This is a genomic window from Streptomyces sp. SAI-170, assembly GCF_049739565.1.
Lineage (GTDB): Bacteria > Actinomycetota > Actinomycetes > Streptomycetales > Streptomycetaceae > Streptomyces.
In genome coordinates this window covers 3803829-3829590 of the sequence record NZ_JBMGQD010000001.1, presented here as the reverse complement: position 1 = coordinate 3829590, position 25762 = coordinate 3803829, and the positions used below count along the sequence as shown (strand labels likewise).

At 71.9% G+C, this 25762-nt stretch carries 23 protein-coding genes and 1 pseudogene; 12 read left to right on the top strand and 12 right to left on the bottom strand.

The window, feature by feature from the left end; all coding sequences use genetic code 11:
- Positions 1-58 precede the first annotated feature (58 nt).
- Together RKD23_RS17070 and RKD23_RS17065 are read left to right on the top strand one after the other, a co-directional pair.
- Complete coding sequence (locus tag RKD23_RS17070; protein WP_424854432.1) at positions 59-1300, top strand: exo-alpha-sialidase; 1242 nt, start codon at positions 59-61, stop codon at positions 1298-1300.
- 82 nt (positions 1301-1382) lie between these two features.
- A complete protein-coding gene (locus RKD23_RS17065) occupies positions 1383-2144 on the top strand; it encodes a MerR family transcriptional regulator (RefSeq protein WP_424854431.1) in 762 nt (253 codons plus the stop codon).
- A 30-nt stretch (positions 2145-2174) separates the two neighbouring features.
- Here RKD23_RS17065 and RKD23_RS17060 read toward each other — a convergent pair whose 3' ends face one another.
- Entirely contained in the window at positions 2175-2540 is a 366-nt protein-coding gene (locus tag RKD23_RS17060) for a YbjQ family protein (protein WP_424854430.1), read from the bottom strand.
- Between the two features lie 142 nt (positions 2541-2682).
- Here RKD23_RS17060 and RKD23_RS17055 point away from each other — a divergent pair, with 142 nt between their 5' ends.
- Positions 2683-3660, top strand: coding sequence for a DedA family protein (locus RKD23_RS17055; RefSeq protein WP_424854429.1), 978 nt, complete (start codon positions 2683-2685; stop codon positions 3658-3660).
- Positions 3661-3672: 12 nt separating this feature from the next.
- Here the strand turns inward: RKD23_RS17055 and RKD23_RS17050 are convergent, their stop codons facing one another.
- A complete protein-coding gene (locus RKD23_RS17050) occupies positions 3673-5316 on the bottom strand; it encodes a threonine/serine ThrE exporter family protein (protein ID WP_424854428.1) in 1644 nt (547 codons plus the stop codon).
- 103 nt (positions 5317-5419) lie between these two features.
- A complete protein-coding gene (locus tag RKD23_RS17045) occupies positions 5420-5911 on the bottom strand; it encodes an inorganic diphosphatase (protein ID WP_404038105.1) in 492 nt (163 codons plus the stop codon).
- Positions 5912-6034: 123 nt separating this feature from the next.
- On the opposite strand from RKD23_RS17045, the gene dacB reads away from it, so the two are divergent.
- From dacB to RKD23_RS17010, 7 genes are all read left to right on the top strand, one after another.
- The gene (gene dacB / locus RKD23_RS17040; protein WP_424858262.1) at positions 6035-7561 is read left to right on the top strand and encodes a D-alanyl-D-alanine carboxypeptidase/D-alanyl-D-alanine endopeptidase; all 1527 of its coding nucleotides are present in this window, start codon (positions 6035-6037) and stop codon (positions 7559-7561) included.
- Positions 7562-7624: 63 nt separating this feature from the next.
- Positions 7625-8758 (top strand): zinc-dependent metalloprotease, encoded by a 1134-nt coding sequence (locus RKD23_RS17035; protein ID WP_424854427.1) that lies wholly within the window; start codon positions 7625-7627, stop codon positions 8756-8758.
- 192 nt (positions 8759-8950) lie between these two features.
- Entirely contained in the window at positions 8951-9976 is a 1026-nt protein-coding gene (gene tilS / locus RKD23_RS17030; protein WP_424854426.1) for a tRNA lysidine(34) synthetase TilS, read from the top strand.
- A gap of 74 nt (positions 9977-10050) precedes the next feature.
- Positions 10051-10611, top strand: a complete 561-nt coding sequence (gene hpt, locus RKD23_RS17025) for a hypoxanthine phosphoribosyltransferase (protein WP_067028163.1) — start codon at positions 10051-10053, stop codon at positions 10609-10611.
- 194 nt (positions 10612-10805) lie between these two features.
- Positions 10806-12845: an ATP-dependent zinc metalloprotease FtsH gene (gene ftsH / locus RKD23_RS17020; RefSeq protein WP_424854425.1), complete on the top strand. Its 2040-nt coding sequence runs from the start codon at positions 10806-10808 to the stop codon at positions 12843-12845.
- 139 nt (positions 12846-12984) lie between these two features.
- Positions 12985-13590 (top strand): GTP cyclohydrolase I FolE, encoded by a 606-nt coding sequence (folE, locus tag RKD23_RS17015; protein ID WP_424854424.1) that lies wholly within the window; start codon positions 12985-12987, stop codon positions 13588-13590.
- A 190-nt stretch (positions 13591-13780) separates the two neighbouring features.
- Positions 13781-14647, top strand: coding sequence for a hypothetical protein (locus tag RKD23_RS17010; protein ID WP_424854423.1), 867 nt, complete (start codon positions 13781-13783; stop codon positions 14645-14647).
- A 3-nt stretch (positions 14648-14650) separates the two neighbouring features.
- Here the strand turns inward: RKD23_RS17010 and RKD23_RS17005 are convergent, their stop codons facing one another.
- The 6 genes and pseudogenes from RKD23_RS17005 to RKD23_RS16980 form a co-directional block, all read right to left on the bottom strand.
- Positions 14651-15139, bottom strand: a complete 489-nt coding sequence (locus RKD23_RS17005; protein WP_424854422.1) for a DUF3180 domain-containing protein — start codon at positions 15137-15139, stop codon at positions 14651-14653.
- Positions 15140-15190: 51 nt separating this feature from the next.
- Positions 15191-15802 carry a 2-amino-4-hydroxy-6-hydroxymethyldihydropteridine diphosphokinase gene (gene folK / locus RKD23_RS17000; protein ID WP_404038126.1) on the bottom strand — a complete coding sequence of 204 codons (612 nt, stop codon included), beginning with the start codon at positions 15800-15802 and terminating at the stop codon, positions 15191-15193.
- Complete coding sequence (folB, locus tag RKD23_RS16995; RefSeq protein WP_424854421.1) at positions 15799-16158, bottom strand: dihydroneopterin aldolase; 360 nt, start codon at positions 16156-16158, stop codon at positions 15799-15801. Before folB ends, folK begins: the two co-directional genes overlap by 4 nt.
- A gap of 278 nt (positions 16159-16436) precedes the next feature.
- Positions 16437-16940, bottom strand: coding sequence for a nuclear transport factor 2 family protein (locus RKD23_RS16990; RefSeq protein WP_404038132.1), 504 nt, complete (start codon positions 16938-16940; stop codon positions 16437-16439).
- Positions 16941-17178: 238 nt separating this feature from the next.
- Positions 17179-18141: a dihydropteroate synthase gene (gene folP, locus RKD23_RS16985; RefSeq protein ID WP_424858261.1), complete on the bottom strand. Its 963-nt coding sequence runs from the start codon at positions 18139-18141 to the stop codon at positions 17179-17181.
- A 210-nt stretch (positions 18142-18351) separates the two neighbouring features.
- Positions 18352-19868: pseudogene (locus RKD23_RS16980) on the bottom strand (phosphatidylglycerol lysyltransferase domain-containing protein); the annotation flags it as partial.
- A 244-nt stretch (positions 19869-20112) separates the two neighbouring features.
- Here RKD23_RS16980 and RKD23_RS16975 point away from each other — a divergent pair.
- Positions 20113-21444, top strand: coding sequence for a hypothetical protein (locus RKD23_RS16975; RefSeq protein ID WP_424854420.1), 1332 nt, complete (start codon positions 20113-20115; stop codon positions 21442-21444).
- Positions 21445-21499: 55 nt separating this feature from the next.
- Here RKD23_RS16975 and RKD23_RS16970 read toward each other — a convergent pair whose 3' ends face one another.
- Together RKD23_RS16970 and RKD23_RS16965 are read right to left on the bottom strand one after the other, a co-directional pair.
- Positions 21500-22777 (bottom strand): PH domain-containing protein, encoded by a 1278-nt coding sequence (locus tag RKD23_RS16970; RefSeq protein WP_424858260.1) that lies wholly within the window; start codon positions 22775-22777, stop codon positions 21500-21502.
- Between the two features lie 146 nt (positions 22778-22923).
- Entirely contained in the window at positions 22924-23460 is a 537-nt protein-coding gene (locus tag RKD23_RS16965; protein ID WP_424854419.1) for a PH domain-containing protein, read from the bottom strand.
- A gap of 31 nt (positions 23461-23491) precedes the next feature.
- Here RKD23_RS16965 and RKD23_RS16960 point away from each other — a divergent pair, with 31 nt between their 5' ends.
- Positions 23492-24643, top strand: a complete 1152-nt coding sequence (locus tag RKD23_RS16960) for an NADH-quinone oxidoreductase subunit D (RefSeq protein WP_404038142.1) — start codon at positions 23492-23494, stop codon at positions 24641-24643.
- 12 nt (positions 24644-24655) lie between these two features.
- On the opposite strand, the gene RKD23_RS16955 is transcribed toward RKD23_RS16960, so the two are convergent.
- A complete protein-coding gene (locus tag RKD23_RS16955; RefSeq protein WP_424858259.1) occupies positions 24656-25678 on the bottom strand; it encodes an SAM-dependent methyltransferase in 1023 nt (340 codons plus the stop codon).
- Positions 25679-25762: the final 84 nt, after the last annotated feature.

The window sequence follows — 25762 nt, the reverse complement described above, 5'->3', positions numbered from 1 at the left end:
CCGAGCCGGTCCGCGGTGTACCAGAAGCAGATACCGGTCATCGCGGATCGGAGGGGACATGGGGGTTCGGAGCGGGGCGCTGCGGGTGCGGCTGAGGCCGTGGCTGTGGTGCGGGCTGCTGTTGGCGCTGATGGCCATGTGCGCGGCCTGCATGAGAGGCGAAGACGGGGGTGAGGACAGGGGCCGGGGCAAGGGTGCGGCGGCCGGCGGGGCGGCGCATGGAGGCGAAGGCATCGGTGCGGATGCAGACGGGCCACCGCGCATACCGTCGGCCACCGACCTCCCCGGCCGGCCGCACTCCATCGCCTTCGCCTCCGACGGCAGCGGTTTCACTCTCCTGGCCGAGTGCGACGGGGCCCGCTGCCGCCAGCACGTGGCCGTGCTGGACGCGGGCGCGCGCAGATGGCACCGGGCCGTGTCCCCGCTGCCGGACGTCACCGGGGACGAGGGCATCAGTGCCGGGCTGGAGGTGCTGGGGACAGGCCGGGCGCTGATCACCGAGGGCGCCGAGAGACTCGACCTGCCCGCCCGCACCTGGTTCACCCGTGACGCGGGCCGCACCTGGACGCGCGGCACGACCCGGCCGACGGGCAGCACGGCGACCGTCCCCGTGGGCGCGCCTCTCCTCACGGAGTGCCTGAAGCTCAGGACCGACGGCAACGAGTGCGCGCGCAACAGGCTCCTGACCGTCCTGCCGGACACGGGCGAACACCGCGTCCTGCGCGGCCGGCCGCCGCTGAAGGGCCTGCTGTCCCCGGCCGGGGACGTTGCGGAGAACGCGCTGTTCGTGGCAGGGGAGGACCCGCAGAGCGGCCTGCCCTCCCTCGCCCTCAGCCAGGACCGCGGCCGCACCTGGCAGCCGACGCACCTGACGGACGCGGCAGCCCGAGCATGGCCACCCACCGTGGTCGCGGGTCCGAGCGCGCTGTACGCGACCCAGGGCGGTCAACTGCCCGACCGCGAAGGGGTGAAGAACGGCCTCGTCGCCATCCACCGCAGCGGCGACGGCGGCAACACGTGGGTCAGAGTCTGGAGCTACCGCACGGGAGTGCAGCCGCTGTCCGTGCTCGGCGACCCGGTCGCGGCCGACGACCACAGCCTCACCGTCTACGGCGAGAAGGGCGTCTGGCGCAGCACCGACGGAGCACGCACCTTCCGGCCGACAGGCGTCCGCGGCATCGCCGGCTCGGTCCGGCGCACTCCGCTCGGCTGGCTGTGGACCGACAGCTACGGCAACGGCGCACAGCGCATATCGGCGGACGGCATCCACTGGCACGGCTTCGAGCTGGGACACGAGTGACCGCGCGGCACGACAACATCGGAGTTGCACCTCACGTCACGTGAGGCAGCACCGTGGAGTGCGTACCGAGAAGGGAGCGGAAGTGAGCTACTCCGTGGGAAGGGTCGCCGGATTCGCCGGGATCACGGTGCGCACGCTGCACCACTACGACGACATCGGCCTGCTCGTACCGAGCGAGCGCAGCCACGCGGGGCACCGGCGTTACAACGACGGCGACCTCGACCGGCTGCAGCGGATCCTGTTCTACCGAGAGCTCGGCTTCCCGCTCGAAGAGGTCGCCGCCCTGCTCGACGACCCGGACGTGGACCCGCGCGAACACCTGCGCAAGCAGCACGAACTGCTGACCGCCCGGATCGAGAAGCTGCGCAAGATGGCGGAGGCCGTGGAGCACGCCATGGAGGCACGCACGATGGGAATCAACCTCACGCCCGAAGAGAGGTTCGAGGTGTTCGGGGACAAGGACCCCGAGCAGTACGCCGAGGAGACGGAGCAGCGCTGGGGCGGCACCGAGGCCTACGCCGAGTCGCAGCGCCGCGCCGCCCGCTACACCAAGGAGGACTGGAAGCGCATCCAGGCCCAGGTGAGCGACTGGGAGCAGCGCTACACCGCGCTGATGGCCGACGGGCAGCCGTCGACCGGTGAGCGCGCCATGGACATGGCCGAGGAGCACCGCCGGCACATCGGCACGTGGTACTTCGAGTGCCCGTACGAGATGCACACGTGCCTCGGCGAGATGTACGTCGCCGACGAGCGCTTCAAGGCGTACTACGACTCCATGCGCCCCGGCCTCGCCGAGCACCTCAAGGAGGCGATCCTGGCGAACGCCGCACGCCACAGCGCGTAGTCCCCGCGGCCCCGGGAGTGGGGCAGGGGATCACTCCCGGGTCACGACCACCGCGGTCCCGTAGGCGCACACCTCGGTGCCGACGTCCGCCGCGTCCGACACGTCGAAGCGGAACGCGAGCACGGCGTTGGCACCCCGCGCGCGGGCCTGCTCCACCAGGCGCTGCATGGCCTGGTTGCGGGTCTCCACGAGCGTCTTGGTGAGGCCCTTGAGCTCACCGCCGACCAGGGACTTCAGGCCCGCGCCGATCTGGCTGCCCAGATGGCGGGAGCGGACCGTCAGCCCGAAGACCTCGCCGATCACCTGATCGACACGGAATCCGGGGACGTCGTTCGTCGTCACGACCAGTACGTCGGGCTGCGGCCCCTGGCCGCCGCCGTAGTCTTCGAGGCTCATGGTGCACAGCTTTGTGCCGGCCGGCCCACAGTGCATCCTGGAGAACACGGTGGAACCTGGGGCGGACGCGAGGCGTTGATAGCTTTGACCGGCCGTACTGGACGCCGCCGAACTTCCCCTCACCCCTCAGGAGCCCGCAGCCGTGACGACGCTCGCCCTCGGACCGAGCTGGCTCGATCCGAACTACCTGCTCGACGACTTCGGGATCTGGGGCCTGCTCCTGATCGTCTTCGCCGAGTCCGGGCTGCTCATCGGTTTCTTCCTGCCGGGTGACTCCCTGCTGTTCACGGCCGGCCTGCTGATCACCTCCGGTCAGCTGGACTTCCCGCTGTGGGCGGCGATCGCGCTGATCTGCCTCGCCGCGATCCTGGGCGACCAGGCGGGCTACATGTTCGGCAAGAAGGTCGGCCCGTCCCTGTTCAACCGGCCCGACTCCCGCCTGTTCAAGCAGGAGAACGTCACCAAGGCCCACGAGTTCTTCGAGAAGTACGGCCCGAAGTCGCTGGTCCTGGCCCGCTTCGTGCCCATCGTGCGCACGTTCACGCCGATCATCGCCGGCGTCAGCGGCATGCGGTACCGCTCGTTCCTCGTCTTCAACATCATCGGTGGCGTCCTGTGGGGAGCCGGAGTCACCCTGCTCGGCTCCTGGCTGGGCAACATCGACTTCGTCAAGAAGAACATCGAGGCGATCCTCATCCTGATCGTCCTCATCTCGGTCGTCCCGATCGCCATCGAGTTCCTCCGCGCCCGCTCCCAGGCCAAGAAGAACCCCCCGCAGCGGACCCAGCCCCAGCCCCAGTCCCCGGCCCAGCAGCAGTACCCGCAGCAGTACCAGCCGATGGACGACGCCACGACCCAGCTGCGCCGCGTCGACGAGCCGGACGAGCAGCAGCACTACGGCCACTACGACCAGCAGCAGTACGGCCAGGACCAGGGCGCCTACGACCAGCAGCAGTACAACCAGGACCACGGCGGCTACGACCAGCAGCAGTACGCGCAGCAGCCGTACGACCCGTACTACGACGGCCGGCAGTACCCGCAGCAACAGCAACAGCAGCAGTACCCGCAACAGCAGCAGTACCCCTACCCCTACAACGAGGGCGAGCAGCAGTACCGCTGAGACGCCCGGGGGTCAGAAGCCCCTGGTGCGCTTGGCGGCCTTCCGCGCCCCGTCGGCGGCGATCGGCAGACGCAGGAACAGCCGGGAGACCTCCGCCCCCAGGTTCACCCCGATGGCGATGGCCATCGCCAGCGCGGCGGCGTTCGTCAACGACCCGAGCCCTTTGTCCACCTCGTTCTGCGCGATGGACAGCAGCCCGAAGTACGTCGCGGAGCCCGGCAGCAGGGGCCCGATCGCCGCGGTCGTGTACGGCAGGGCAGAGGCGTACCGGTACCGGGACAGCAGCTGCCCGAACAGGCCCACGAGGCCGGCCGCCACAGCCGTGGAGGCGACGGGGGACAGGCCGCCGGCGTAGTGCATGGCGCCGTACACGGACCAGGCGACGCCGCCGTTGAGGGTGACGGCGAGCACGGTGGACCGTTCCTGCTGGAGCAGCACGGCGAAGGTCAGGGACAGCAGCATCGAGGCGATGATCTGCACGACGGGCCGCTCGGTGATGCCCAGAGCGGCGTCGGGGTTGAGCTGCGCGCCGAGCTGGACGCCGAAGTACAGCATCACGAGCACCCCGACGACGATGCCCACGAACAGGTACATGACCTCCAGCAGCCGGGCGGCGGCGGTGATGTAGAAGCCGGTCAGCCCGTCCTGCACGCCCGCCACGAGGGCCCGTCCGGGCAGCAGGGCGAACAGTCCACCGGTGATGACCGCGGAGGCCTTCACATCGACGTGCGCGAGGGTCAGCGCGACGCCCATCGCGGCGGGCGGCATCGCGGCGACGGTGAACTGGTAGAACTCCGGCAGCCCCCGCCCCGCGCACAGCCAGGCCAGCCGGTCGCCGAGCATCGCGCCCAGCGCGGCCGCGACGAACACGATCGGGTCACCGCCGACCAGCACGGAGGCCGCACCGGCCAGCAGTCCGCTCGCCAGGGTCAGTGCCCAGGTCGGGTAGGGGTGCCGGTTGCGGCGGATCTCGGCGAGGCGCCGGTAGGCCTCCTCCAGCGAGACATGGGTCTCCGCGTCGCAGATGTCGTCGACCAGCTGGAACACGGCCGCGAGCCGCGTGTAGTCGGTGCCGCGGCGCCGTACGGTCCGGGCGGCCGAGACCGGGTCGTCCACCAGGGACGGCTGGTAGGAGATCGACAGCAGGGTGAAGGTGACGTTCGGCTCGCAGCGGTCCAGGCCGTAGGAGCGGCAGACGGCGAACATGGCCGTCTCCACGTCCTCGGCGCTCTCCCCGCCCGCCAGCAGCAGCTCACCGAGTCGCAGCGTCAGGTCGAGCACACGCGGGACGGCGGGGCCGCCCTCCTCGGCCCGCTGCACCGGCTCCGGCGCGGGCCGCTCGGCCACCGGCATCCGCAGCATCGTGCGCATCCGGTCCTGCCACGGCCCGCCGTTGGTCAGGCTCACCACCGGTATCCCGGTCGCGGGCGTGAACGCGGGCGGCGCGGCCTTGGCGCTGTAGGTGCTCGGTGTGCTGAACGCCGACCCCTCCGGCTCCGCGTCGGCGGGATGGACGTCGAGGCCCGCGGGAATCGCGAACTCCGACGTCGTCGACGACTCCGACTCCACGGGATCCACCGGCCCGACCCCGGCAGGCGGCGCGAACGCGCTCCTCGCCTCGTCCGACTGCGGTTTGCGGTCCTCCGCTTCCGTCACTTAAAGCAGCGCTCCCTGTACGACACCGAACCCAGGCCAGTATGCGCACAGGTACCCGAACGGGCCGCACGCGTGCGCGTACGGCCCGTTCGGAACAGCGGACTCAGTGGCCGCCCTGGTCCTTGAAGCGCTTGTAGGACCGCTCGATCTCGGCCTCGGCCTCGATGCGACCGACCCAGTCGGCGCCCTCGACGGACTTGCCGGGCTCCAGGTCCTTGTAGACCTCGAAGAAGTGCTGGATCTCCAGGCGGTCGAACTCCGACACGTGGTGGATGTCGCGCAGGTGCTCCACGCGCGGGTCGGTCGCCGGGACACACAGCAGCTTGTCGTCGCCGCCGGCCTCGTCCGTCATCCGGAACATGCCGATCGCGCGGCACTTGATGAGGCAGCCCGGGAAGGTGGGCTCGTCCAGGATGACCAGCGCGTCCAGCGGGTCACCGTCCTCGCCGAGAGTGTTCTCGACGAAGCCGTAGTCGGTCGGGTAGGCGGTCGAGGTGAAGAGGCGACGGTCCAGGCGGATCCGACCGGTCTCGTGGTCCACCTCGTACTTGTTCCGCGAACCCTTCGGGATCTCGATCGTGACGTCGAACTCCACCGGTGGTTCCTCCATGATCAGCGCACAGTTCTGGTGATTAAGTGTCCCTCACGCAGGTGTGTGATCGCGAAAGGGGCTGGTGTCGTGCCAGAGCTGAGGCCTTGGCGGGCGGCGACCGCGCGGATGGCGCGGGTCTCGAACGCCGTACGACCTCGTCTGGGTCGGGTCACGGCGGCCGCGAAACCGCGGGTCGCGCGGTGGGTACGGGCCGCAAACCCGCAGGTCACAAGGGTCAGAACCTGGCAGTACACCGCGGGCGCCGCCACCGCCGGACTGGCGCTGGCCGCCGGCGTCGTGACCGCCGCGGGGCCCTGGGATTCCACGGGTCAGCGTACGGCCGAGCGGGAGCGGGCAGCCGCCCACGAGGCCACAGGTGGCGCAGATCACGGCTCCGGTGCGACGGCCGCCGCACCCCGCCCCGCCCCGAGCGCCGTCTCCGTCCTCACCGGACTCGGCGGCGCCGCCCCCGTCACCAAGTCCGTCCCGGGCGCCCGCCCCCTCGCCGACGTCCTGAACCCCCTGCTCTCCGGCCCCGCGCTCGGTGAACGGCACGCGGCCTCGGTCGTCGACCTGGCCACCGGCCGCCGCCTGTACGGCTCCGGCGCCGACGAGGCCCTCATCCCCGCCTCCACCACCAAGGTCGCCACCGCCGTCGCGGCCCTGTCCGCCCTCGGCCCCGACCACCGCCTCACCACCCGCGCCGCCCTGGAGCCCGACACCGGCGAACTCGTCCTCGTCGGCGGCGGCGACCCCACCCTCACCGCCCGCAAGGACCCCGAGGGCTGGGCGAGCCTGCGCACCCTCGCCGCCCGCACCGCCAAGGAACTGCGCGCACGCGGCGTACACCAGGTCACGCTGTCGTACGACATCACGCTCTACGCCGGTCCCGAACTCCACCCGATCGGGGTCAACGACAACCTCGCCCCGGTGACGTCCCTGATGGCCGACGAGGCCCGCACCGACGACTCCGGCAGCGGCCCGGCCCCGCGCACGGCCGAGCCCGCCGCCGACGCCACGCGCGTCTTCGGCGACCTGCTGAAGTCCCACGGCATCACGACCACCGAGCCCGGCCCCTCCAAGGCCACCACGCGCGCGAAGACGCTCGCCACCGTCTCCTCGCCGCCGCTCGGCACCCTCGTCGAGCGCATGCTGACCAACAGCGACAACGACATCGCCGAGGCCCTCGTACGCCACATCGCCCTCGCTTCCGGTGAGCGCCCCGACTTCGCCGGTGCCGGCCGCGCGGTGCACACCCGGCTGAAGAAGCTCGGCCTGCCGACGAAGGGCGCCGTCTTCACCGACGGCAGCGGCCTCAGCCGCGAGGACCGCCTCACCACCGGCCTGCTCACCGCCCTGCTCGCCAAGTCGGCCGACCCCGCCCACCCGGAGCTCCGCCCCGTCCTGACCGGCCTGCCGGTGGCCGGCTTCACCGGCACCCTGACCAGCCGCTACACCGACGGCGCCGCCGGCCTCGTACGAGCCAAGACAGGCACCCTGACCGGCGTGAACGCTCTGGCCGGCACGGTCGTGGACCGAGACGGCCACCTGCTGGCCTTCGCGTTCCTCACCTCGGGAACGGTCGACCCGACGGCGACACAGAAGGCCCTGGACGAAACCGCGACGGCACTGGCGGCCTGCGGCTGCCGGTAGCCACGGGCGGGCGCGGCGGGCAACGCTCTGCCCCCAGCGGCAGCGCTCACGTACCGTTGACGCATGACCAGCATCGGTGGTGCCGCATCTGCCGGAATGATCGACTGGAACCTCGCCGTGGCGACCGCGACCCGGCTCGTACGGCCGGGCCCCGAGATCAGCCGTGACGAGGCCCGTGCCGTCGTCGCCGAGCTGCGCCGGCACGCCAAGGCCTCCGAGGAGCACGTCCGCGGCTTCACCCGGCTCGGCGTCGACGGCCTCGACGACACCCCGGTCCTCGTCGTCGACCGCCCCGGCTGGGTCAAGGCCAACGTCGCCGGGTTCCGGGAGATCCTCAAGCCCCTGCTCGACAAGATGCAGGAGCGCCGCTCCGGCAGCCCCGGCGGTGCCGTGCTCGGCGCGGTCGGCGGCAAGGTCACCGGGGTCGAACTCGGCATGCTGCTGTCGTTCCTGTCCTCCCGGGTGCTCGGCCAGTACGAGACCTTCGCCCCCTCCACGCGCGACCTGCCGGCCGGCGAGAACGGCGGCGGCAGGCTGCTGCTCGTCGCGCCGAACATCGTCCACGTCGAACGCGAGCTCGACGTGGAACCCCATGACTTCCGCCTGTGGGTGTGCCTGCACGAGGAGACCCACCGCACCCAGTTCACCGCCGTGCCCTGGCTGCGCGCCCACCTCGAGGGCGAGATCCAGGCATTCCTCGCCGAGACCGACGTCGACCCCGGCACCGTCCTCGAACGCATCCGCGAGGCCGCCCAGTCGCTCGCCGGGGGCCGCCCCGAAGGCGAGGAGGACGACGGCGGCCGCTCCCTCGTCGAGATCGTCCAGACGCCCGCCCAGCGCGAGATCCTCGGCCGCCTGACCGCGGTGATGTCCCTGCTCGAAGGCCACGCCGACTACGTCATGGACGGAGTGGGACCGGAGGTCGTCGCGAGCGTCGCCGAGATCCGCGAGAAGTTCCAGCAGCGCCGCGCCAAGGGCGCCTCCCGCCTGGACCTCGCGCTGCGCCGACTGCTGGGCCTGGACGCCAAGCTCCGCCAGTACCGCGACGGCGAACGCTTCGTACGGGCCGTCGTCGAACAGGTCGGCATGGACGGCTTCAACCGCGTGTGGACGTCCCCGAACACGCTCCCCACCAAGAGCGAGATCGCCAAACCGGCGGACTGGATCGCACGGGTGCACGGAAGGCCCGACGCGTGAGATCCGAGCGAAGGGTGTGAACCGCTTTCGGCCGACGGCAGGCGAACGCCCCTCCAATCACCCGTCCGAGGGACCGTGAGCCATGAACAGGCGTGCAATGCTCGGGGAACGGCCCGGTTCTGTCACCATCTACACACTCTGAGTGACCGAACTCGGGGCTCACCCCCGACAACTTCATGAAGGGAACCGGACATGGGTCCCCATCCTGCGGTCGCGGCGATACGCCTGGCGGTCCGCCGCGTCCTCCACGACATCCTCAACGACCACACCCCCGCCCAGCAGGGCACCGCCCACGAGCGCCCCCCGACGCCGCTCGTGCTCGTCGCCTGCTCCGGCGGCGCCGACTCCATGGCGCTCGCCTCCGCCCTCGCCTTCGAGGCGCCCCGGCTCGGCATCCGGGCCGGCGGCATCACCGTCGACCACGGCCTCCAGGCCGGCTCCGACCTGCGCGCCCAGGAAGTCGTCCTGCGCCTGCGCGGACTCGGCCTCGACCCCGTCGAAGCCGCCACCGTCACCGTCGGCCGCGACGGAGGACCCGAAGCCGCCGCCCGCGACGCCCGCTACGCCGCCCTCGACGCCGCCGCCGCACGCCACGGTGCCGCCGCCGTCCTGCTCGGCCACACCCGCGACGACCAGGCCGAGACCGTCCTGCTCGGACTCGCCCGCGGCTCCGGCATCCGCTCCCTGTCCGGCATGGCCGCGGTCTCGGGGGCCGACGGCCGCTACCGGCGCCCCTTCCTGCAGCTCGACCGGCAGACCGCGCGCAAGGCCTGCATGGTCCAGTCCCTGCCCGTCTGGGACGACCCGCACAACACGGACCCCGCCTACACGCGCTCCCGGCTGCGCCACGAGGGCCTGCCCGCGCTGGAGAAGGCCCTCGGCAAGGGCGTCATCGAGGCCCTCGCCCGAACGGCCCAGCTCTCCCGCGACGACGCCGACGCCCTCGACGCCTGGGCCGGCCAGGCGGAGGCCTCCGTCCGCGACGCCGCCGGGCTGCTGGAATGCGCCAAGCTCTACGCCCTGCCGCCCGCCGTACGCCGCCGGATCCTGCGCCGCGCGGCCATCGAGGCGGGCGCACCGGCCGGCGCGCTGTTCGCCCGCCACATCGAGGAGGTCGACCGGCTGATCACCGGCTGGCGCGGTCAGGGAGCCATCAACCTCCCCGGCAAAGTCGTGGCCCAGCGCCAGGGTGGCAGACTGGTGATTCGGCAAGGCTGAATCTCTCCCCCTGGGAGATCCCCGGTCCCTCCCCACGGAGGGGCCGGACGGCCGGTGTGGGACGACCGAAAGTGATGCGGGTGGACGCGAAAGACATGGGTGCCGACCTCAAGCAGGTGCTCATCACCAAGGAAGAGATCGACGCGAAGCTGGCCGAGCTGGCCGCGAAGATCGACGCGGAGTACGCGGGCAAGGACCTGCTCATCGTCGGAGTCCTCAAGGGCGCGGTGATGGTCATGGCCGACCTCGCCCGGGCGCTGTCCACCCCCGTCACCATGGACTGGATGGCCGTGTCGTCGTACGGCGCCGGCACCCAGTCCTCCGGCGTGGTGCGGATCCTCAAGGACCTCGACACCGACATCAAGGGCAAGCACGTCCTGATCGTCGAGGACATCATCGACTCCGGCCTGACCCTGTCCTGGCTGCTGTCCAACCTCGGCTCCCGCGAGCCCGAGTCGCTGAAGGTGTGCACCCTGCTGCGCAAGCCCGACGCGGCCAAGGTCGCCATCGACGTCGAGTGGGTCGGCTTCGACATCCCCAACGAGTTCGTCGTCGGCTACGGCCTCGACTACGCCGAGAAGTACCGCAACCTGCCGTTCGTCGGTACGCTCGCGCCCCACGTCTACGGCGGCTGACCCGAAGGGCCCAGCCCCTTACGAAGATCGGGAACCCCGGCGGGCGCCTGGCCGTTGGAGCATCCAGACGGCCATCGCCAGTCGTTCGCCAGTCGTCCGTGCGGCTTCGGGCGACAATGCTGGGGTACCGTCAGAAGAACTGTCTTATCAAACTCACTATGGCAGGAGGGACGGGGCGGCACCGCTCCGTATGGATGGACGTGAAGCGATACTTCCGTGGGCCGGTCATGTGGATCGTGCTGGCCGTCCTTGCCGTGGTCGTGTTGATGCAGGTCGTCGGCTCGTCCGGTGGCTACAAGACGGTGGACACCGGCCAGGTCGTCCAGGCGATCAATGAGAACAAGGTCGAATCGGCCAAGCTGACCACAGGCGACGAACAGACCATCAAGGTCGAGCTGAAGGACGGCCAGAAGGTCGAGGGCAGCTCGAAGATCCAGGCGAGCTACATCGGCGACCAGGGCGTGACCATCGCCGGCACGCTGCAGCAGAAGTTCCAGGACAAGCAGATTCCGGACGGCTACACCGTCTCGCCGTCCAAGCAGAACCCCATCGTGGGCATCCTGCTCTCCCTGCTTCCCTTCGTCCTGATCGTGGTCGTCTTCCTGTTCCTGATGAATCAGATGCAGGGCGGCGGCTCCCGAGTGATGAACTTCGGCAAGTCGAAGGCCAAGCTCATCACCAAGGACACCCCCAAGACCACGTTCGCCGACGTCGCCGGCTCGGACGAGGCCGTCGAGGAGCTCCAGGAGATCAAGGAGTTCCTCCAGGAGCCCGCCAAGTTCCAGGCCGTCGGCGCCAAGATCCCCAAGGGCGTGCTGCTCTACGGCCCGCCCGGCACCGGCAAGACCCTGCTCGCGCGTGCTGTCGCGGGCGAGGCGGGCGTGCCGTTCTACTCGATCTCCGGTTCCGACTTCGTCGAGATGTTCGTCGGTGTCGGTGCCTCCCGAGTCCGTGACCTGTTCGAGCAGGCCAAGGCGAACGCCCCGGCCATCGTCTTCGTCGACGAGATCGACGCGGTCGGCCGCCACCGCGGCGCCGGCCTCGGCGGCGGTCACGACGAGCGCGAGCAGACCCTGAACCAGCTGCTCGTCGAGATGGACGGCTTCGACGTCAAGGGCGGCGTGATCCTCATCGCCGCCACCAACCGCCCCGACATCCTCGACCCGGCCCTCCTGCGCCCCGGCCGCTTCGACCGCCAGATCGCGGTCGACCGCCCGGACATGCAGGGTCGTCTGGAGATCCTCAAGGTTCACCAGAAGGGCAAGCCGGTCGCACCGGACGTCGACCTGGCGGCCGTCGCTCGCCGCACCCCCGGCTTCACGGGTGCCGATCTGTCCAACGTGCTGAACGAGGCCGCGCTGCTCACGGCCCGCTCGGACAAGAAGCTGATCGACAACCACATGCTGGACGAGGCGATCGACCGCGTGGTCGCGGGCCCGCAGAAGCGGACCCGGATCATGTCGGACAAGGAGAAGAAGATCACCGCGTACCACGAGGGCGGCCACGCCCTGGTCGCGGCGGCTTCCCCCAACTCCGACCCGGTCCACAAGATCACGATCCTCAGCCGCGGCCGCGCGCTGGGCTACACGATGGTCCTGCCGGACGAGGACAAGTACTCCACCACCCGCAACGAGATGCTGGACCAGCTGGCCTACATGCTGGGCGGCCGCGCTGCGGAGGAGCTCGTCTTCCACGACCCGACCACGGGCGCGGCGAACGACATCGAGAAGGCCACCGCCACGGCCCGGGCCATGGTCACCCAGTACGGCATGACCGAGCGTCTCGGCGCCATCAAGTTCGGCGGCGACAACACCGAGCCGTTCCTCGGCCGTGAGATGGCCCACCAGCGCGACTACTCGGAAGAGGTCGCCGCCCTGGTGGACGAGGAAGTCAAGAAGCTCATCGAGAACGCGCACAACGAGGCCTGGGAGATCCTGGTCGAGAACCGCGACGTCCTCGACAACCTGGTGCTTCAGCTGCTGGAGAAGGAGACGCTGGGCAAGGAGGAGATCGCCGAGATCTTCGCCCCGATCGTCAAGCGTCCGCCCCGGCCCGCCTGGACCGGCTCCTCCCGCCGCACGCCGTCCACCCGCCCGCCGGTGCTCTCCCCCAAGGAGCTCGCACTGACCAACGGTGCCAACGGCTCGACCCCGGCGATCAGCACCGCCAAGTCCACGACGACCGACGCCGCCCCTGCGGTCGAGCCGGTCACCGAGGACCGCCCCGAGAGCTGACACCCCGGCTCCGGTGACCTCACCGGGCCCGGAATGGATGCCGCGCCCCCCTGGTTCTAGCCTGGAGGGCGCGGCATTTCGCATGCCCGCATGTAAGACGCGTGATCCCTACGCGACAGGCTCAGGAACGAGGCACCAGATGACCGACCCCGTGACGCTGGACGGCGAAGGCCCCATCGGCGAGTTCGACGAGAAGCGCGCCGAGAACGCCGTACGCGAACTGCTGATCGCGGTCGGCGAGGACCCGGACCGCGAGGGCCTCAAGGAGACGCCGGGGCGGGTGGCGCGGGCCTATCGGGAACTCCTGGCGGGACTTCGGCAGGAGCCGGAGGACGTCCTCACGACGACGTTCGACCTCGGGCACGACGAGATGGTCCTTGTTCGGGACATTGAGATCGTTTCCCTCTGTGAACATCATTTGCTGCCATTCCATGGCGTAGCACATGTTGGGTACATTCCGGCTGAAACGGGCAAGATCACCGGTCTGTCGAAGCTGGCGCGCCTGGTCGAGGTGTTCGCCCGGCGTCCTCAGGTGCAGGAACGGCTCACCACGCAGATCGCCGACTCCCTCATGCGGATTCTTGAGGCGAGGGGTGCGATCGTCGTCATCGAGGCCGAGCACATGTGCATGTCCGTGCGGGGCATCCGCAAGCCCGGCGCCAAGACCACGACGTCGGCTGTGCGGGGGCAGCTTCGGGACGCTACGACCCGGGCTGAGGCGATGAGCCTGATACTGGCGCGCTGACCTGATCGTCAGTGGTGCCCGGTACCGTCCTTGATCAGTGGGTGATCGCTGATCAAGGGGGATCGCGGTGGCGTACGGGCTGCCCAGCAGGCAGACGGTGAACGGCGTCGACGGGCGCCTTCAGGCTCGGAGTGTGCGGGTGGGGTGCCGTCTGTGGACTCTGGACTGTGGCCGAACGGTAGCCACGTCGGTGACGGACGTGGTGACCGCCAAGGTCCGAGAGCTGGTGGACGTGGTCACCGATCATGTGACGTTCACCGTCGCGTCGGATCAGATGCTGAGTACGCCCGACGGCTGGTGTCACGCCCGAGACACCAAGGGGGCTGTTCTTGCCTGGACCCCTGCACGCAAGCTGTGCCGGGAGCGGCTGACCATCACGCCGGGCTACGAGTTCGGTTACCTGCTCGGAGCGACGTGCTCGGACGGGACGGTCGGCGAGAACTATGTGTCGCTGGTGGTCAACGACAGAGGTTTCGCCGAGCGCTATGCGCGCTGCCTGACCGCCGCAACCGGGCTGGGCGCGCGGCTGGAACCGGTCACGCGGCCCTCCGGCTACCTACAACGACCCGTTCCCGGCTTCCGGGTGCGGGTCGTCTCGTCCTACCTGGCGGACCTGATGCGGCAGTACGTGGGCGGCGATGCGCACCATATGCGGCAGAGGTTTCCTCGCGTCGTCCTGCGCGATCGGGAGACCTTCGACGGCTTCCTCGATGGCTACGCGGACGGAGACGGCTGCCGGATCACCGGTTGGTCGGGCCGGATGCTGGTCAGTGCCAATGTCCCTTTTCTCGCGGAGCTTGCCCGTGTCGTCGGAGCCCGGTTCACGCCGAGCGTCGGCGTGGCGTCGCGGCTCGCTATCGCTGACAGTTGGCCGTCGCGTGGCACCTTCGAACCCGAGCGGCACCGCCTTGGTCTCGTCGAGTCCACCTGGGTCGAAGTCCGCGACGTCCGCCTGCGCAGGGCCGAGGGCAATAAGCCGTTCACGCTCTACAGCTACCGCCTGGACCCTTATCCCGGCTTCCTGGTCAACGGCCACCTGGCCCGGCAGCCCTGGTGACGCTCAGGCCGCCGGCGCCGCGCCCGCGCCGTTGTGTTCGTCGTCCTCCGGGAGCTTGCAGACGCGCTCCAGGAAGATGGCTGCCGCTATGACGCCGATGCCCGCGAGGACGGAGAAGCCGGCGTAGATGGCCTGGTCGCGGCGGGCGGGGATGTCGAGGTACTCCAGCAGGAAGACGCCCGTGCCGCCGTACATGCCGGCGACGAGGGCGGCGACCAGGGCGCTGGCCTGGCCGAAGACGACCGCGCGGGCGGCCATGAGCAGGTCGACGCCCTTGGCCCCCGGTCGGCGCTCGCGCTGGGCCTTGAGGCGACCGCGCAGGGAGAGGGCCGTGGCCAGGAGGATCGCGGCGATCACGGCCAGCACGATGGGGGCGGCCAGGGGGACGCTGGGGAGCGTTCCGACGGAGTTCCACAGGCGGGCGCCCGCCCAGGACAGGATTCCGGCGACGACGAACACGCCTGCCAGCACCCTGATGCGCAGCTCTCTCACGGTGTCCCTTCAGCTCCCCCCGGACGTGCCTGGTCGTGTTGACCTTAACGACTACTCGGGCAGCCGGAGTTCCAGGTCCTTGCGCGGCGCCACGCCTTCGCCGGTGACGGTGTCCAGCAGCTCGGCGACGGCGCCGAGGCCGGGCAGCTGGGCGCCGGGCTCCACGTCGTGCCAGGGAGCGAGGACGAAGGCGCGCTGGTGGGCGCGCGGGTGGGGCAGCGTGAGCGTCGGGTCGTCCGAGACGACATCGGCGTAGGCGACGATGTCGACGTCCAGGGTGCGGGCGCCCCAGCGCTCCTCGCGCACCCGGTGGAAGGCCTCCTCGACCGCGTGGGCCCGCTCCAGCAGGGAGGACGGCGGGAGGGTGGTCTTGAGGATGACGACCGCGTTGAAGTACGAGGGCTGGCTGCCGGGCTCCACGCCCCAGGGCTCGGTCTCGTAGACGGGGGAGACGGCCTTGACGCGGACGCCGGGGGTGTCCTCCAGGGCGTCGATCGCGCCCTGGAGGGTCTCCAGGCGGTTGCCCAGGTTGGAGCCGAGGGAGAGCACGGCACGGCGCGGGTTGTGCAGGGTGGTGTCGGCGGCGTCGACCTTCTCGACGACGGAGGCGGGCACCGGCTGTACGGTCGGGTCGCTGGGACCCTCGGTGAACGATGCGGTCATACTCGGCTCCGGGTGATCGTGATGGTCACGTCGTCGAAGGGGACCGTGATCGGCGCGTCCGGTTTGTGGACGCAGACCTCGACCTCCTGGACCCCGTCGTGCTTCAGACAGGCCTGGGCGATGCGCTCGGCGAGGGTCTCGATGAGGTTGACGGGCTCGCCCTGGACGACGGCCACGACCTCCTCGGCCACGATGCCGTAGTGCACGGTCTTCGCCAGGTCGTCGTCGGCCGCGGCCGGTCGGGTGTCCAGGCCCAGGACGAGGTCCACGATGAAGGTCTGGCCCTCTTCGCGTTCCTTGGGGAACACACCGTGGTGCCCGCGGGCCTTCAGGCCGCGCAGCGCGACACGATCCACGCGAATCACTCCTGCAATCGTCGGTGACGGCCGGTCCCTACCGCGTGCGGGCGGTACACCGGCCTCGAACGAATCTACCTGCGGGCACTGACAGCGCCGGGCCACGGGGCGTGGGTCCGGGCCGGGGCCCGGGGTGTTCAGCGGGTGTTCTCCCTGGGGAACCCGGCGCCTCACGGGTCGGTAGCCGCCCCTACCCAGGGGACCGTGATTCCAACCACTTCTTGGTCCCTGTGGGGGGTGCGGTGCTGCGCGGTGTCCTCGCTGGGACGCCTACCCACTCAGGCCGGGGTGTCCTCGTCGTCTTCCTCGTCGTTCTCCGCCATCACCGGTGAGGCGTGGTGCGACCACATCTTCCAGCCGTCCGGAGTGCGCCGGAACACGTTCGTGGCGACCACGAGCTGGCCGACGAGCGGGCCGAGCTCGCCGCCGGCCTCGGGGGCGGGGCCGCCGCTGAGGATGTTCTCGGTGCAGGTGACCACGGCGGTGTCGCCGGTGACGGAGACATGCACGTCGGTGAGGAAGAACTGGATGTAGTCGGTGTTCGCCATGATCAGCGCGTACGACCTCAAGACCTCGGCGCGGCCGGTGAGGACGGGCCAGCCGGGGTGGACGCAGGAGACCACTCCGGTGTCGGCGGGGTCGTGGTACTCCTCGTCGACGCCCAGGTCGGACGGGGTGAGCCAGAGCGAGGAGAGCTCGTCGAAGTCGCCGCGTTCCATGGCCTCGTAGAAGGCGGTGTTGGCGGCTTCGACCTGCTCGACGTCGGTGTGAGGGGCGCTCACCGGGCTCCTTCGTGAGGGTGCGCGCCGGGCGCGCGGTCGGTTGTGTGCGCGGGGCGCGTCGCTGCCGCGCGGGGCGCGTGGGGTTCGGCGGGCGCGGGCCTGCGGAGAGGGGTGCCCGGCGCGCGGGGTTCGTCATGCGCGGGGCCGTGGAGAAAGGCGCTCGGCGCGCGGCTCTCTTCGTGCACCAGGTGCCTCGCGTCGGCGCCCGGCGTGCGCGCGTTCATGCCCACCCGGTGGCTCATGTCCGCTCCGGCGCGGCGGGCTGCTCGCGCGCGGGGCGACCGGTCGTGGGGTGCTCGGTCGTGGGGCGCCCGCTGTGCGCGTCCGTCGCGGGGGCGCCGGTGCGCGCCCCTTCCACGGCGCGTGCGACCCGTACCGCGTCCGCCGTCGCGCGCACCTCGTGCACGCGCACCGCCCACGCGCCGGACTGCGCGGCGAGCGCGGAGACGGCGGCCGTGGCGGCGTCGCGCTCCCGGGCGGGCGGAGGGGCGCCCTCGGGACCGGCGAGGACGCGGCCGAGGAAGCGCTTACGGGACGCGGCGACGAGCAGCGGGTGGCCGAGGCCGCTCAGCCGGTCGAGGTGGGCGAGCAGGGCGAGGTCGTGCTCGGCCTCTTTGGAGAAGCCGAGGCCGGGGTCGACGACGATGCGGTCGGGGGCGATGCCGCCGTCGAGGACGGCCCGCACACGCGTGTGGAGTTCGTCGACGACCTCGGCGACGACGTCGGCGTAGCGGCCCTTGACGTTGCCGCCCTCCAGGAAGCCGCGCCAGTGCATGACGACGAAGGGCGCGCCGGTGTCGGCGACGGCCGGGATCATGGCGGGGTCGGCGAGGCCGCCGCTGACGTCGTTGACCAGGGCGGCACCGGCGGCGAGGGCCTGGGCGGCGACGGAGGCGCGCATGGTGTCGACGGAGACGACGACGCCCTCGGAGGCGAGGCCGCGGACGACCGGGACGACACGGCGCAGCTCCTCGTCCTCGTCGACGCGGGTGGCGCCGGGGCGGGTGGACTCGCCGCCGACGTCGACCAGGTCGGCACCCTGGGCCACCAGGTCGAGGCCGTGCTTGATGGCGGCGGTGGTGTCGAACCAGCGGCCGCCGTCGGAGAAGGAATCGGGGGTCACGTTGACGACTCCCATGACCGCGCAGCGGTCCCATTCCGGGAGGCCCGCGACGCGCCCGCGTCCGCTCTGCTTGCTCATATGTTCAGCGTAGGCCCCGCGAGGGGCGGGAACGGCGTGCGGCCCGGGCACCGGCGCCGGGAGCGGAGGGGGGCGGGGTCCGTGCCCGGGCCTGTCCGGGGTCACACCGCGCGGATCCCGGTTCGGCAGGGCGTGCGCGCAGGGGCGCGAACGGCGCGCGTGGCGGCGCAGAGCGCACGGTACGGGCGGGGCGGGGCGCAGGAACCCCTCCGCCTGGAGGGCGGTGACGATGAGGAGTTCGTTGACGCCGGGGTCGGCCGCGCGGTCACGCCGCATCAGGTCCAGGGAGACGCCGTCGGGGCCCCAAGGCACGAAGTGCAGGACCGCCCGGAGGTCGCCGTAGGGGCCGGGCGTGTCGTCGGCGAGGTGGGCGGTGGGGGTCAGGCGGTCGCGGTCGGCGAGGTGGGCTGTGGCGATCAGACAGTCACCGTCGGCGAGGTGGGCCGTGGCGATCAGGCAGTCACCGTCGGCCGGTCGCCGACCCTGCCCAGGGCCATGGAGAAGCCGCGCTCGGTGTCGGTGCCGCGCCAGTCGTCGGCGGCGCGGCGGAGGCGCTCCGGCTCGGTGTCACCGAGGTCGCGGACACGTCGTACCCGGGTTTCGTAACCGGCGCGCTCGATGCGCTTGACCATCTGGCGCGCATTGCGCATCGGGCGGCCGGCCAGGGAGAAATCCGCGGTGTCCATCACCGCCTCGTCGCCCGGTTCGAGGGCGTCCAGGCCGGTCTCGCGGGTCCACACCTGTCCGCCGGTCTCGGAGCAGCCCATGACGGCGGGGGTCCAGGAGTGGGCGCGGGCCTCGTCCATGAAGCGTTCGATGGCGCCGGGCCAGGCCTCGACGTCGCCGATGGGGTCGCCGCTGGCGAGCATCACACCGGAGACGACGCGGTAGGTGACGGCGGCCTTGCCGCTGGGGGAGAACACGACGGCCTTGTCGCGGCGCAGCGCGAAGTGGCCGAGGGAGTCGCGGCCGCCGTGCTGCTCCAGCAGGGCGCGCAGCCGGGTCTCGTCCTCGGGGGTGAGACGGGCGGCGGGGTGCTCGGGGCGCAGGGCGAGGTAGAGGGTGGTGACGGCGGTGAGCAGGCCGAGGGCGCCGAGGGAGAAGGCGACCGTCCAGGAGGTGGTGCCGCGGTAGTCGACGGGCCCGTCGAGGCCGAACAGGCCGTACAGGACGTGGGCGAGGCGGTCGGCGAGGCTGGGGTTGCCGACCGTACGGCTCGGATGGGCGCTGACCACGATCAGCCCGAGCACGACCGAGAAGGCGCCCATCAGGACGAAGTTGGCGAGCGCGTGCCGGCGTCCGCGCGGGTCGGGCAGTGCGGCGAACTGCTCGCGGTGCCGCAGCAGCAGCCAGAGCAGCGCCAGCGGGACGACCACGCCGAGGACGGAACTGCGGTAGGTGAACTGGGCGAAGGCACCGAGGGGCAGCAGCACGACGGCGGCGCGCCAGGCCCGCCGCTTGCCGCGCTTCAGACCGTGCGCCAGCAGAAGCAGCAGCACACCGGCGCTCAGCGACAGCGCGGCGGCGAACGGGCCGAGCGCGCCCGGCAGTACCTCGGCGAGGGTGTGCATACGGCTGTACCGGAAGCGCGGGACGACGCCGGCGGCGATGTCCAGCACTCCCACCAGCGTGCCCGCGCGGGCGACGAGGACGGGCACGGACTCCGGGCGTGGACCGCGCGGCAGGTGCCGTGTGCCGCCGGGCGGGGCCTGGGCCCTGCCCGTCATGTCCTGTTCTTCCCTGGCAGACATCGCTTCCCGTGGTTCCGCGAGAGGGCTCGGTGCCGGTGCCCGATTCGGGCATCCGGCGACATTGCGCCCTCTAGGACGGTGAGTTCGCGAGGGAGGTTCACTCGGCTCGCGCACCTGCCCGCGCGTCGTGAACGCCTGATGCCCTGTGAAGGCTCTGGTGTGCCTGTGTTTTTGTGACCCAGGGCACCACGACTCGCCTACGCGCGGTAAGTTTCTGGCCATGCCACGTGGACGTCACCGCCATTCCCCGCCTCTGCACAGGCTGCTGCCGCCGTCGGCGATCGCAGGCGTCTCCGTCGTCTGCGCGCTCGGCCCCTGGGTGTTCACGGAAGCGGCGCTGCTGCGCTCTCTCGCCGCCGTGGCCGCGGTCACCGCGGTCACCGGCGCGGTCGTCATGCGCCGTTGGGACACGCAGGCGGGCAAGCAGGTCGCCGACCTCGCACGCGCGCGTGCGAGCGACGAGTGGCGCCATGAGGAGCGGGTCGCCGAACTGGAGTCCGACCTCGACGAGTCGCGCGAACTGCGCGGCAAGCTCGAGCAGCGGCTGCGGGCGAAGCGCGCGGAGCTGGCGAAGCTGCGCAACGAACACGCGGCCCTGCTGCGCCGTTACGCCACGGCGGAGACCGAGCGGGCCAGCGCGCTGGAGGGCCGCCGGCTGCTGGAGCTCGAGTCAGGCACTCCCGCGCGTGCGGCGCTGCCGCCCGTACCGGCGCCCCGGCCCGCCGAGGTGGAGGCGGCCTCGCGGCAGCCCGGCACCGCCGAGGCCGACCACGCGCGCGTGGCGGAGCCCGAGCGGCCCGGGGTGTTCTCGCCGGAGGGTTCGCAGTTGTTCCTGCGGGCGAACGCCGCCCTGAGCCGCTTCGCCGGCGACGACAGGACCCCTGCGCAGACCGCTGCCCCCGAAGGGAACGGCGGCACCGCTGCGGAGGCCGCGCCGGAGGACGAGGCGCAGGGGAAGACCGAGGCGGCCGCCGGTCACGAGCGCGCGGCCGCCGCCCCGAACGCCCCGCAGGCCGAGGCATCGACCCCCGCGCGGGACCGCGCGCCCGACACCGCCACGGACGTACGCACCTCCCCGCAGGGCGGCGAGGAAAGCCAGGGCGGCGAGGAAAGCCAGGGCGGCGAGGAAAGCCAGGGCAGCGAGGAAAGCCAGGGCAGCACCCAGGACGCCCAAGAGACCACGGAGGCCCAGGAGGCCGAGGGCGTCCAGGTCCCCGCCGACCCCGCCCCGCAGCCCGTCGGCGGCCACTTCGCCGTGCCGACCGCCGTGGCCGTCGTACCGGCCGCTCCCGCGCGGCGTCCGACGGTCGAGGGCGGTTTCGACTTCTTCGGCACCAAGGCGCCGGAGCCCGCGGCGCTCGCGGCGGTGCAGAACGAGGACCTCGCCGACGTCGTCGGCCAGGAGGCGCTCGATCTGCACAAGGCCGAGTCCGAGGCGCGGTTCCGCCCGGCGGGCGAGGAGACCCGGGCCGTCGGCCAGGTGATCGACCTGACCGCGCACGACGAGACCGAGCAGATCGACGTCCAGGGGCTGCGCAGCGCGGCATCCTGACACGCGGTCACGACATCCGGGAGGGCGGCACGCACGCGCGTGCCGCCCTCCGGCGTCACGGCGTCATCCACCGGTCGGGCAGGGCGTCCCGGCGTCCGGTGCGGGACCGCTCCGCCTGGCCCCGCAGCAGCAGCGCCGCCTCCTCGGCGTCCCGCAGCCGGGCCGTGACGCTCTTGTCGGCGCCGGTGTCCACATGGACGTCGGCGAGCCGCCACAGGCGCTGCCAGGGCCCTTGGGTGAGCCGTACGCTCTGCACCTTGGCGTGCGGGACGAGGTCGAGGCTGCGCCGCAGCAGCCCGCGCCGCACGGCGAACACCGCGTCGGAGACCGCGAGCCCGTGCCCGCGCCACCACACCGGCACACACCGGCCCGCGCGCCGCGGCGGCCGGGACAGTGACGCGTACGGCGGTACGGTCACCCCGGGCAGCACGCGCGCGACGAGCGACTCGGCGATCTCGCGCGGGGCGACCGGCACCAGGACGGAGTTCGAGGACCCGGCCACGTCCAGCTCCACCCGCACCCAGCCCCGCGTCCGCCAGAGCAGCGGCTCCACGATCCGCACGGTCTGCACCCGGCCCGGCGGCACCGTCTCGTGGCTGCGGTCCAGCAGCCCGCGGTCGATGCGCAGCCCGTCCGGGGACTCGGCGACCGTCCAGTCGAAGTCGGCGACGAACCGCCCCACGCTGCTCGCGCCCGCCGCGCCCAGCAACGGCAGCGCGGTCGCGAGGACTGTCCACAGGCTGTGGGTGGCCACCCACAGCACAGGCGGTACGACGAGCGCGGCGGCCAGCGCCCCCCAGGTCGCGCCGGTCAGCAGCAGCGAGCCGGCGAGTACGCCGGGGGGCACCTGCAGCAGTCTGCGCGCCGGCGCTTCGCCGACTTCGTGCGCCGTCTCGGGCGCGAAACCGGCGGCGCGCGCCAGCAGCTCCGCGCGGAGCGCACGCGCCTCGCGCTCCCCCAGAAAGGCCAGTTCGTCCTTCTTGTCGGCTCCTACGACGTCCAGCCGCAGCTTCGCCACGCCCGCGATCCGCGCGAGCAGCGGCCGGCTGACGTCGATGGCCTGGATCCGCTCCAGGCGGATGTGCGCGGTGCGCCGGAACACCAGGCCCGTGCGGATGCGCAGCTCGGCGCCGGTGACCGCGAAGTGGGTGTACCACCAGGTCAGGAAGCCGTAGAGGGCGGCGGCCGGGACGACGACGGCCAGGGCGATCAGCAGGGTCGTGGTCGTGAGCCGCTCCAGCTGGCGCTGCGTCTGGCCCGGATCGTGCACGGCCCATCCGATGACCACGGCTATGGGCGCCCAGGCCCGCCGCAGCGGCGTGACGGGGTGCAGCCGCCGCTCGACGACGCCTTCCTCGGGCCGTACGCCTTCCTCGGGCCGTACGCCTTCCTCGGGCCGTACGCCTTCCTCGGGCCGTACGCCCTCCTCGGGCCGTACGCCCTCCTCAGGCCGTACGCCCCCCTCGGCCCCCGGCCCGTTCACAGCCCCGCCGATCGGGCCTGGCCCAGCTCGGTGAGCCGGTCGCGCAGGCGTTCCGCCTCGGCCGGGTCCAGGCCAGGAATCCTGGCGTCGGTCGCGGCGGCCGCGGTGTGCAGCTGGACGCCGGCCAGCCCGAAGTGGCGTTCGAGCGGCCCGGAGGTGACCTCGACCAGTTGCATACGGCCGTACGGCACGACGGTGACCGTGCGCCACAGCACGCCGCGGCTGATCAGCAGGTCGTCGGCGCGCTCGGCGTAGCGCCAGGAGCGCCAGTTGCGGCCGAGCAGCACCCAGCCCCAGGCGATGAATGCCGGCGGGAGCAGGGCGAAGGCCGCCCAGGCGGGACCGGCGAGCAGGCCGAGCAGCAGACCGGCCGCGACCGCGGCGAGGCCCAGCCACGCCACCAGCAGCGTCCGCCGCATCCGCAGCAGCCCCGGCGGCAGCCCGGTCCACTGCGCGTCGCTCGGATCCGACCCGGCCGGCGCGGCCGTCCCGGCCCCCGCCGCTTCCCCGCCCCGTGGGCTCCCCGTCTCCATACGGCCAGCGTACGTAGGGGAGACTGTGTCCATGACTCCTCAGACGGAGACGATGGTCGGAATCGGCGGCGCCGCGGAGAGCACCGACATGGTGCTCAACATCGGGCCCCAGCACCCGTCGACGCACGGCGTGCTGCGGCTCAAGCTGCTCCTGGACGGCGAGCGCATCACCAGCGCGGAGCCGGTGATCGGCTATATGCACCGGGGCGCGGAGAAGCTGTTCGAGGCGCGCGACTACCGGCAGATCATCATGCTGGCCAACCGCCACGACTGGCTGTCGGCGTTCTCCAACGAACTGGGCGTCGTCCTGGCGGTGGAGCGCATGCTCGGCATGGAGGTGCCCGAGCGCGCGGTGTGGACGCGCACCCTGCTGGCGGAGCTGAACCGGGTGCTCAACCACCTGATGTTCCTCGGCTCCTACCCGCTGGAGCTGGGCGGCATCACGCCGGTCTTCTACGCGTTCCGCGAGCGCGAGGTGCTCCAGAACGTCATGGAGGAGGTCTCCGGCGGGCGCATGCACTACATGTTCAACCGCGTCGGCGGCCTCAAGGAGGACCTGCCCGCGGGCTGGGCCGCACGCGCGCGTGGCGCGGTCGCCGCGGTGCGCTCGCGCATGGACGTCTTCGACGACCTGGTCCTCGGCAACGAGATCTTCCGCGGGCGCACGCGCGGTGTCGGGGAGCTGACGCCGCAGGCCGTGCACGCGTACGGCGTGAGCGGGCCCATCGCGCGCGCCTCGGGCGTCGACTTCGACCTGCGCCGGGACGAGCCGTATCTGGCGTACGGGGAGCTGCAGGACGTCCTGAAGGTGGTCACGCGGCAGGAGGGCGACTGCCTCGCCCGGTTCGAGTGCCTCCTGGAGCAGACGCACAACGCGCTGGACCTGGCCGACGCCTGCCTGGACCGGCTCGCCGAGCTGGCGCCCGGCCCGATCAACCAGCGCCTGCCCAAGGTGCTGAAGGCGCCCGAGGGGCACACGTACGCGTGGACCGAGAACCCGCTCGGCATCAACGGCTACTACCTGGTGAGCAAGGGCGAGAAGACGCCGTACCGGCTGAAGCTGCGCTCGGCCTCCTACAACAACATCCAGGCGCTCACCGAGCTGCTGCCGGGCACGCTGGTGGCGGACATGGTCGCGATCCTGGGCTCGATGTTCTTCGTGGTCGGCGACATCGACAAGTAGGGCGTACGGAGGTCAGACGGCCTGCTCCGCCAGTGGGTTCGGAATTCCAACCGACTGGATCAGCCAGCCGAAGTCGCCGAGGCCGCCCGGAGCGGTGAGCTCGGCGGCCTCCCCGGCGCTCGCGAGGGCGCGTACGTACTCCCCGGGGTTCGTGGACGCGAGTGCGAGCGGGGGGCGCGCGCCGGTGAGGTCCAGGGCGCGCAGGGCGGCGCGCTGGGACAGCAGGCGCCCCTCGGGGAGTGCGCACGCGTCCAGTGCGACGTGCGCCGTCACATCGCACGACCCGTCCGGCACGGGCGTCGTCTCGCGCCCCTCCCGGAAGCCGGTGAGCGTCCCGAACGGGGGGCGCGCGTCGGCGGTGTGCGCGTAGTCGACCGCCACCGCGAGCCCCCGCTCCACACAGGAGACCGCCTCGGCCCACGCGGCGTCCCGGGGCCGCCCGATCTCCGCACGCAGCCCCTCCTCGCCCGGCAGTGGCCACCAGCGCGCCAGCCACTCGGCGTCGGCACCCGACACCGGCTCCCCGAGCCGCTCCGTCCCGTCCTCCCGTACGAGGATCAGCCGGGGCACGCCCGCGGCGTCCACCTCGGCGACCTCCACGGGGACGTTGTCCAGCCACTCGTTGGCGAACAGCAGCCCGGTGACGGCCCTCGGCGGCTCGGCGAGCCACTCGATCCGGGGGTCGAGACCGTCCGGGCGCCCGGCGATCTCGACGGCGTACACACACGCGCGTGCCGCCACCTCGGCAGGCAGCGCCGCGAGCACCCCGGCCGCCAGCTCGCCCCGGCCCGCGGCCATGTCGACGAAGTCCAGCCGCTGCGGCCGGCCCAGCGCCTCGTCGACCCGGTCCAGCAGCCGGGCCACGGCCCGCGCGAACAGCGGCGAGGCGTGCACGGACGTACGGAAGTGCCCGGCCGGGCCCTCCGGCCTGCGGTAGAAGCCGTCCGGCCCGTACAGCGCGGTCTGTGTGGCGGCCCGCCACCCGCGCCACTCGCCCGGCGCGCCCGGCGCCTGGTCGGTCGCCTCGCCCGTCACGTCACCCTTTACGTCACGCGTCACGTCGCCCGTCACCTCGCCTTCACGCCGTCAGGCTAAACGCACAGGGGAGCGGGGCCTCCA

Coding starts and splice junctions, on each gene's coding strand:
- RKD23_RS17070 (WP_424854432.1), top strand. CDS start 59: ATGGGGGTTCGGAGCGGGGCGCTGCGGGTGCGGCTGAGGCCGTGGCTG.
- RKD23_RS17060 (WP_424854430.1), bottom strand. CDS start 2,540: ATGAGCCTCGAAGACTACGGCGGCGGCCAGGGGCCGCAGCCCGACGTA.
- dacB (WP_424858262.1), top strand. CDS start 6,035: ATGGCGCGGGTCTCGAACGCCGTACGACCTCGTCTGGGTCGGGTCACG.
- RKD23_RS17035 (WP_424854427.1), top strand. CDS start 7,625: ATGACCAGCATCGGTGGTGCCGCATCTGCCGGAATGATCGACTGGAAC.
- tilS (WP_424854426.1), top strand. CDS start 8,951: ATGGGTCCCCATCCTGCGGTCGCGGCGATACGCCTGGCGGTCCGCCGC.
- hpt (WP_067028163.1), top strand. CDS start 10,051: ATGCGGGTGGACGCGAAAGACATGGGTGCCGACCTCAAGCAGGTGCTC.
- ftsH (WP_424854425.1), top strand. CDS start 10,806: ATGGACGTGAAGCGATACTTCCGTGGGCCGGTCATGTGGATCGTGCTG.
- folE (WP_424854424.1), top strand. CDS start 12,985: ATGACCGACCCCGTGACGCTGGACGGCGAAGGCCCCATCGGCGAGTTC.
- folK (WP_404038126.1), bottom strand. CDS start 15,802: ATGACCGCATCGTTCACCGAGGGTCCCAGCGACCCGACCGTACAGCCG.
- folP (WP_424858261.1), bottom strand. CDS start 18,141: ATGAGCAAGCAGAGCGGACGCGGGCGCGTCGCGGGCCTCCCGGAATGG.
- RKD23_RS16975 (WP_424854420.1), top strand. CDS start 20,113: ATGCCACGTGGACGTCACCGCCATTCCCCGCCTCTGCACAGGCTGCTG.
- RKD23_RS16965 (WP_424854419.1), bottom strand. CDS start 23,460: ATGGAGACGGGGAGCCCACGGGGCGGGGAAGCGGCGGGGGCCGGGACG.
- RKD23_RS16960 (WP_404038142.1), top strand. CDS start 23,492: ATGACTCCTCAGACGGAGACGATGGTCGGAATCGGCGGCGCCGCGGAG.